Raw genomic sequence first — 6036 nt, forward strand, 5'->3', positions numbered from 1 at the left:
GGTATCCGGCGGGGCCGCTGGCGTGTCTGACGGCAGTAGTTGACGGCAACGTCAGTGGACGGGTGCCGTACGAAGCGGCGGGTCGTCGCCGTCGTCGGGCTGGCTGGAGGTCTCGACGGGGGTGTGGAGAGCCCGGCCGAGGAGGTCGATGGCGTCGCGCTGGAGGCGGAGTCGGACGTGGGCGTAGACGGTGGCGGTGACGCCGATGTGAGCGTGACCGAGGAGTTCCTTGATGACGACGAGTTCGACGCCCTGCTCCAGGAGAAGCGTCGCGGTCGAGTGCCGAAGGTCGTGGAAACGGATCTGGCGGAGTCCCGCTCGGTGGAGGAGCGCCTTGAAGTGCCTGGTGAGAGTGGCAGGTTCGATCGGGTGGCCGTCGGGCCGGGTGATGACGTGGCCGCTCTCCTTCCAGTTCCCGCCGGCCTTCTCCCGCTCCTGGACCTGCTGCTCGCGGTGGGCGCGAAGTGAGCGCAGGCAGGGAGTGGGCAGAGCGATACGGCGTTCAGAGTTGAGGGTCTTGGTGGGGAGGGTGGTCAGTCCGCTGCTGCGGGTGCGCTGGAGGGTGCGGCGGATGTTGGCGGTGCCGCTGGCGTGGTCGAGGTCTTCCCAGCGCAGGCCGAGGAGTTCGCCCTTGCGGAGCCCGGTGCGGAGGGCGAGTTCGAACAGTGCGTGGAGGCGGTGGCTCTGGGCGGCGGCGAGGAAGGTGCGGGCCTCGTCGGCGGTGAGCGGTTCGAAGCGGCGGGGGCGGAGTGTGCCGGTGCGGACGTTGCGGGGGATCTCTTCCTCCCGGACGGCGTGCTCCAGGGCGGACTTGAGCACGGAGTGGATGTAGGCGAGGGTCAGCGGGGAGAGCCGCTTGCCGCAGCACGTGCCGGTCGCGCAGCAGCGGGGCTGGGTGCGGGCGGCGTCGAGGCCGCGGGCGCAGCACTGGCAGGTGGTGCGGAGCTGGTTGAGCCATGTGCGTACGTCCTTTTGGCGGTGAGCTTGGCGAGCTTCTTCTTGCCGAGGCCGGGGATGAGGTACTGGTTGATGCAGGCGGTGTAGCGGGTGTGGGTGGTCTCGCGGAGCTGGTGGACGGCGACGTTCTCCAGCCAGTACGTCAGGTAGGCGGCCAGGCTGCCCTGGGCGGAGACCACGGGGACGCCGCGGTTGCTGGTGGCGATCTTCTCGGTGAGCTTGGCGAGGGCTTCCTTGCGGGTGATGCCGTAGACGCGGACTCGCTTGCGGGTGTCTCCGGGGGCGAGGACGTAGCCGGCGGCTTCCCAGCGGCCGTCTCTGCGCTGGTAGACGGTGCCGTCGCCGTTGGCGCGGCTGCGGCGGGAGGCGGGGGTGTCGTGGGGTGTGGTCATCAGGCGGCTTCCTGTTCGAGTCGGGTGCGGATGAAGTCGTTGAGGGCGTGGGTGGGGATGCGGCGGGCGCGGCCGAGGGTGATGGAGGCGAGCTGCCGGGTGCGGAGCAGGTCGTAGACGGCGGAGCGGCCGAGCTGAAGGCGGGCCATGACCTGGGGGACCGTGAGCAATTCCTCCATCGTGCTCGGCCGGCGCACGAGGCTGGTGGGCGGCTGCGCGGTCATCAGTAGCCGCCCTCTGCGGTGAACTGCCGTTCCAGTTCTCTGCGGTGCCAGGCAGCGGCGGCCAGGAGTTCCGCGCCGGGGCAGTAGCCCGAGCCGTGGTAGGCCCAGTGGCCGATGACGAGGGTCGTGCTCGGGTCGAGGTCGGGCAGGCCGGCGTGTGCGCGGGCCTGTTCGGTGCGCCAGGCACGGCGGTCGTCGCGCAGCTGGCCGAGGGTGACCGAGTAGCAGCGGGACTTGGTGGAGAAGTGGCCCCGGAAGCCGAGCATGTGCGCCCACTTCCAGAGCTTGAGTGCCTCGAACTCCGGGCGCTTGCCGAGCTCCCAGCAGGTGCGGATCATCTGCCGCACGTGGCGTTCGACGGCGATGCGGGGCAGGGGTCGGGCCTGTCCGGTGCCGCCGCAGGCGGTGCACGTGACCGGGGTTCCGTGGCCGGTCAGGGTCATGCCGCGTCCCTGGCAGGGGCGGTAGAACAGGGGGCGGTCGAGAGCGCCGGATGAATCGGCGGACTTGGTGGCGTACTTGGCCACGTAGGCGGCGACCGCGTGATCGGTCAGCTCGGCGTCGGTGCCGAACGCGGCGATCTCGCGCACGTCGAGCTGTTCGCCCCAGGCGAGTTCGCGTTCCCCGACCGCATCCGAGACGACGCTGATCGAGACGCGGGCGGCGGCGGCCCGGATGGCGTCGGCGAGCAGGGTCACAGTGGCGGACGGGGCGGGGGCTGGGTGCTGCCGTCCGGTCCGTCGAGGCGGATCACGGTGTGGAAGTGGACCAGGCTGCGCTTCTGGTACTCCGCGACCTTGGCGGTCGCCGCGGTGCGGCTGATTGACAGGGGCGACGGGCGGCCTGGCGAGTTTTCAACCGGATACAGTGGCCGGCCGCATGGCGATCCCTATTACGAGGACGCGTTGACTGAGCGTTCTGGCCTTGCCGCTGGGCAGGAACCCTGGCCGTGGCATAACTGTGCAGAGGTTCGCGCTTGCAACGGTGCCCTGAGTGGGGCTCCTACGGATGAGCTGGCTCGATTGACTAACGTCGAATATGCTGTGGTTTTTCGACAGTCGGGTGACCTTGCCCCTGCCTGCAACCAGTGTCTTAGTGTGGTAATTGGTGGTGGGGCCAGGGCGACTCAATGAGATAGCCCTGGCAAGAGACGGCGAGCCCTGGACCGCAGGGCTCGCCACCTTGCCGGTTCCAGGTCGTGATCGCGGTTCGTTGGGAGGGATGATGGATGTGCTGACGATACATGCCATTGTGGGACTGCAGGAGAGTGGCTGGTTTGCAGGTAGGAAGATTCCTGTCGACAGTTCTCTGAGAGCTTGGGGTGATATCGATCGTTTGCCGAATCCTGAGGTGGAAAGTGCTGTCCGTGAGTTTTGCTCCCTGAGGGTCCGCCATCCGCATCACTGGAGCAAGGGGGCTGATGACTTTACGGAAATCGACCCGGTCAGAGCAGTTTCCAACACCTATCTTCCTGTATTGATGGGTGAATATGAGCCCGCAGCTGGGCAGAGGCTGACTCCTGTTGGTCTAATGGGTTGCGGAGTTCTTCTGTTCCTGGGTGAAGACGGTGCTGTCTACGGTGGGAATAGTCCGTATGTCGGCAAGTACGGTGGATCGATCAAAGAATTCTGGAATCTTCTTTATTCCGATCGCAGGCCTGAGGTTATTAAGTGTTGAGACATGGTCGACGGGGTCATTTCATGCCAAGTCCCTAATTCCTCAAAGGCTCCACGTGGATGATTTGATGGTGGAATTGCGGACTGCGTAGAGTCGGGGTCTCGGTTCGCGCTTGCGAGGGTCCGCCCGCCGGCGTCGTGTCGCGCTGGGTGATCGTGGTGTCACGCGGGTAGGACTGTGGCTGTCCTGAACGGGCGTTGCCGAGACATCGCAGGAGCCGCGAGTGGCCGCTTACCACGACAGTGACGGAGCCGAGCAGGTACCGGCGCAGGATGCCCCGCCGCCGCCCGCCGAACTGGTGGCGCTGGCGCGGGCGTACGGGGTGGACGTCCGGTACCCGGGGCCGGGCGGGCAGGCGGTGGGGGCGCGGACGCTGGTGGCGGTGCTGGGGGCGATGGGGGTGGCGGCCGGGTCGCCGCAGGAGGTGGGGGAGGCGCTGGAGCGTCACCGGGCCGAGCAGCGGGCCCGGTTGCTGCCGCCGTGCGTGGTGGTCCGGCAGGGGCGGCGGACGGCGCTGGACGTGCCGGCGGACGCCCGGTTGCGGGTGGAGTTGGAGGACGGCGGGAGTTGGGAGCTGCCCCGGGGGCACTCGCACTGGGTGCCGGGGGACCTGCCGCTGGGGCGCCACGTGCTCACGGCGGAAACCGGCACGAGGACCGCGCGGGCCGCGCTGGTGGTCGCCCCGGAGCGGCTGCCGCAACTCCCGGGCCGCAGCTGGGGGTTCCTCGCCCAGCTGTACTCCGTGCTCTCCGAGCGCTCGTGGGGCATGGGCGACCTCGGGGACCTCGTCGAGCTGGCCCGGTGGGCGGGGGCCGGCCTCGGCGCGGGCTTCGTGCAGATCAACCCGCTGCACCAGGCCCTGCCCGGCGCCCCCTCCGACCCGTCCCCGTACCGCCCGTCCTCGCGCCGCTTCGCCGACCCGGTGCACCTGCGGATCGAGGCCGTCCCCGAGTACGCCTACCTGACCGGCGCCGGGCGCGAGCAGGCCGAGGAGCTGACCCGGCGGGCCGCCCGGCTCCGCGACGAGGTGCTGGTCCACGACGCCCTGATCGACCGGGACGCCGTCTGGCAGCTCAAGCGCGAGGCCCTGGAGCTGCTGCACGAGGTGCCGCGCGGCCCCGGGCGGCAGGCCGAGTACGACGCGTACCGGCTCCGCGAGGGCGAGTGGCTGTACCGGCACGCGCTGTGGAACGCCCTGGCCGAGGAGCACGGCACCGACTGGCACCACTGGCCGAAGGGGCTGCGTCACCCGGACGGCCCACAGGTCGAGCACGCCGCCAAGGAACTGGAGGAGCGGGTCGAGTTCCACCGCTGGCTCGCCTGGCAGGTCGACCAGCAGCTCGCCCACGCCCAGCGGGCGGCCCGCGAGGCGGGCATGCCGGTCGGCCTGATCCACGACCTGGCCGTCGGCGTCCACCCGGACGGCGCGGACGCCTGGGCGCTGCGGGACGTGCTGGCCGGCGGCATCTCGGTCGGCGCCCCGCCGGACGCCTTCAACGCCCACGGCCAGGACTGGGGCCTGCCGCCCTGGCGCCCGGACGCGCTCGCCGAGGCCGGCTACGCCCCGTACGCGGAGCTGCTGCGGGCCACCGCCCGGCACGCGGGGGCCCTGCGGATCGACCACGTGATGGGCCTGTTCCGGCTCTGGTGGGTGCCGCAGGGGCACCCGCCGACCGAGGGCGCGTACGTGCGCTACGACGCCGAGGCGATGCTCGGCGTGCTGGCGCTGGAGGCGCACCGGGCCGGGACGGCGGTGATCGGCGAGGACCTCGGCACGGTGGAGCCGGGGGTGCGGGAGGAGCTGGCGGCGCGCGGGGTGCTCGGCACGTCCGTGCTCTGGTTCGAGCGGGACTGGCGGGGCGACGGCGCGATCCTCGGCCCGGACCGCTGGCGGTCCGGCTGCCTGGCCACCCTCACCACCCACGACCTGCCCAGCACCGCGGCCCGGCTCTCCGGCGAGCACGTCGAGCTGCGGCACCGGCTGGGTCTGCTGGCCCGGCCGCTGGGGGAGGAGCAGGGGCAGGCGGCGGCGGAGCTGGCGGACTGGCGGGCCGAGCTGGGCCGGCTCGGGCTGCTGGCCGAGGGCGAGCCGCTGACGATGCCGGTGCTGTACCGCTTCCTGCGGGCCACCCCGGCGGAGCTGGTCGGGGTCTGGCTGCCGGACCTGGTCGGGGACCCGCGCCCGCAGAACCTGCCCGGCACCTGGGACCAGTACCCGAACTGGCGCCTGCCGGTCGCGGACGGCTCCGGCGACCCGGTCACCCTCGAACGGCTGGCCACCGCCCCGGCCGCCGGCCTGCTCGCCCGGCTCCTGGCCCCGCGCGGTTCCGCCGGGTCGGCCCCGAGGCAGGTCCTCCCGTCCCGCCCGACCGACCCCGACGAGCGCGCCCCCGTAAGCGGCGGGTAAGTTGGAAACGTGGACAAGAGGAACGCTTTGCGAGCCGGCGCGGTCTCCGCAACGGTCACGCTGATGATGCTGCTGTCGTCGCCCGCCATGGCCTTCACCAGGGACGACGGTGATGACCCCGGTTCCGGCCTGAGTGTGGGCCAGACCCTCGGCCTGTACGTGTTTCTCCCGCTGGTCGCCTTCGCGGTGATCGCCGGTCTGGCGGGCCTGCCCTACGGCAAGGGCAAGAAGAAGTAACACCCGCGCAGACGTCCCCAGGACTCGCACGACCCGCAGGGCCCGCACGACCCGCAGGGCCCCCAGGTCCCGTACGACCTGCAGAGCCCGCACCACCCGCAAGGCCCGCAAGACCCCGAAGGGGCGCCGGACGATCCCGTCC

At 70.9% G+C, this 6036-nt stretch carries 4 protein-coding genes and 2 pseudogenes; 3 read left to right on the forward strand and 3 right to left on the reverse strand.

The annotated features are described in order from the left end of the window. Positions 1-51: 51 nt before the first annotated feature. The 3 genes and pseudogenes from ACFU7Z_RS34595 to ACFU7Z_RS34605 form a co-directional block, all read right to left on the reverse strand. Positions 52-1349: pseudogene (locus ACFU7Z_RS34595) on the reverse strand (tyrosine-type recombinase/integrase). Beyond that, positions 1349-1573: a helix-turn-helix domain-containing protein gene (locus ACFU7Z_RS34600; RefSeq protein ID WP_380781947.1), complete on the reverse strand. Its 225-nt coding sequence runs from the start codon at positions 1571-1573 to the stop codon at positions 1349-1351. The pseudogene ACFU7Z_RS34595 and the gene ACFU7Z_RS34600 overlap by 1 nt, the downstream one beginning before the upstream one ends. Continuing rightward, a pseudogene (locus tag ACFU7Z_RS34605) lies at positions 1573-2327 on the reverse strand (replication initiator). The gene ACFU7Z_RS34600 and the pseudogene ACFU7Z_RS34605 overlap by 1 nt, the downstream one beginning before the upstream one ends. 467 nt (positions 2328-2794) lie before the next feature. On the opposite strand from ACFU7Z_RS34605, the gene ACFU7Z_RS34610 reads away from it, so the two are divergent. The 3 genes from ACFU7Z_RS34610 to ACFU7Z_RS34620 all read left to right on the forward strand — a co-directional run bounded on the left by ACFU7Z_RS34610 (position 2795) and on the right by ACFU7Z_RS34620 (position 5894). Next, positions 2795-3250, forward strand: a complete 456-nt coding sequence (locus ACFU7Z_RS34610; RefSeq protein WP_380781949.1) for an SUKH-3 domain-containing protein — start codon at positions 2795-2797, stop codon at positions 3248-3250. Between the two features lie 223 nt (positions 3251-3473). Beyond that, positions 3474-5657 (forward strand): 4-alpha-glucanotransferase, encoded by a 2184-nt coding sequence (gene malQ, locus ACFU7Z_RS34615; protein ID WP_380781951.1) that lies wholly within the window; start codon positions 3474-3476, stop codon positions 5655-5657. A gap of 9 nt (positions 5658-5666) precedes the next feature. Continuing rightward, the gene (locus ACFU7Z_RS34620) at positions 5667-5894 is read left to right on the forward strand and encodes a hypothetical protein (protein WP_030238515.1); all 228 of its coding nucleotides are present in this window, start codon (positions 5667-5669) and stop codon (positions 5892-5894) included. The last annotated feature ends 142 nt before the right edge of the window (positions 5895-6036 follow it).

It is taken from the genome of Kitasatospora sp. NPDC057518, from assembly GCF_042802075.1.
Taxonomy (GTDB): domain Bacteria; phylum Actinomycetota; class Actinomycetes; order Streptomycetales; family Streptomycetaceae; genus Kitasatospora.

Excerpts from the sequence above, each read along its gene's own strand:
- ACFU7Z_RS34600 (WP_380781947.1), bottom strand. The coding sequence starts at position 1,573 with ATGACCGCGCAGCCGCCCACCAGCCTCGTGCGCCGGCCGAGCACGATG.
- ACFU7Z_RS34610 (WP_380781949.1), top strand. The coding sequence starts at position 2,795 with ATGATGGATGTGCTGACGATACATGCCATTGTGGGACTGCAGGAGAGT.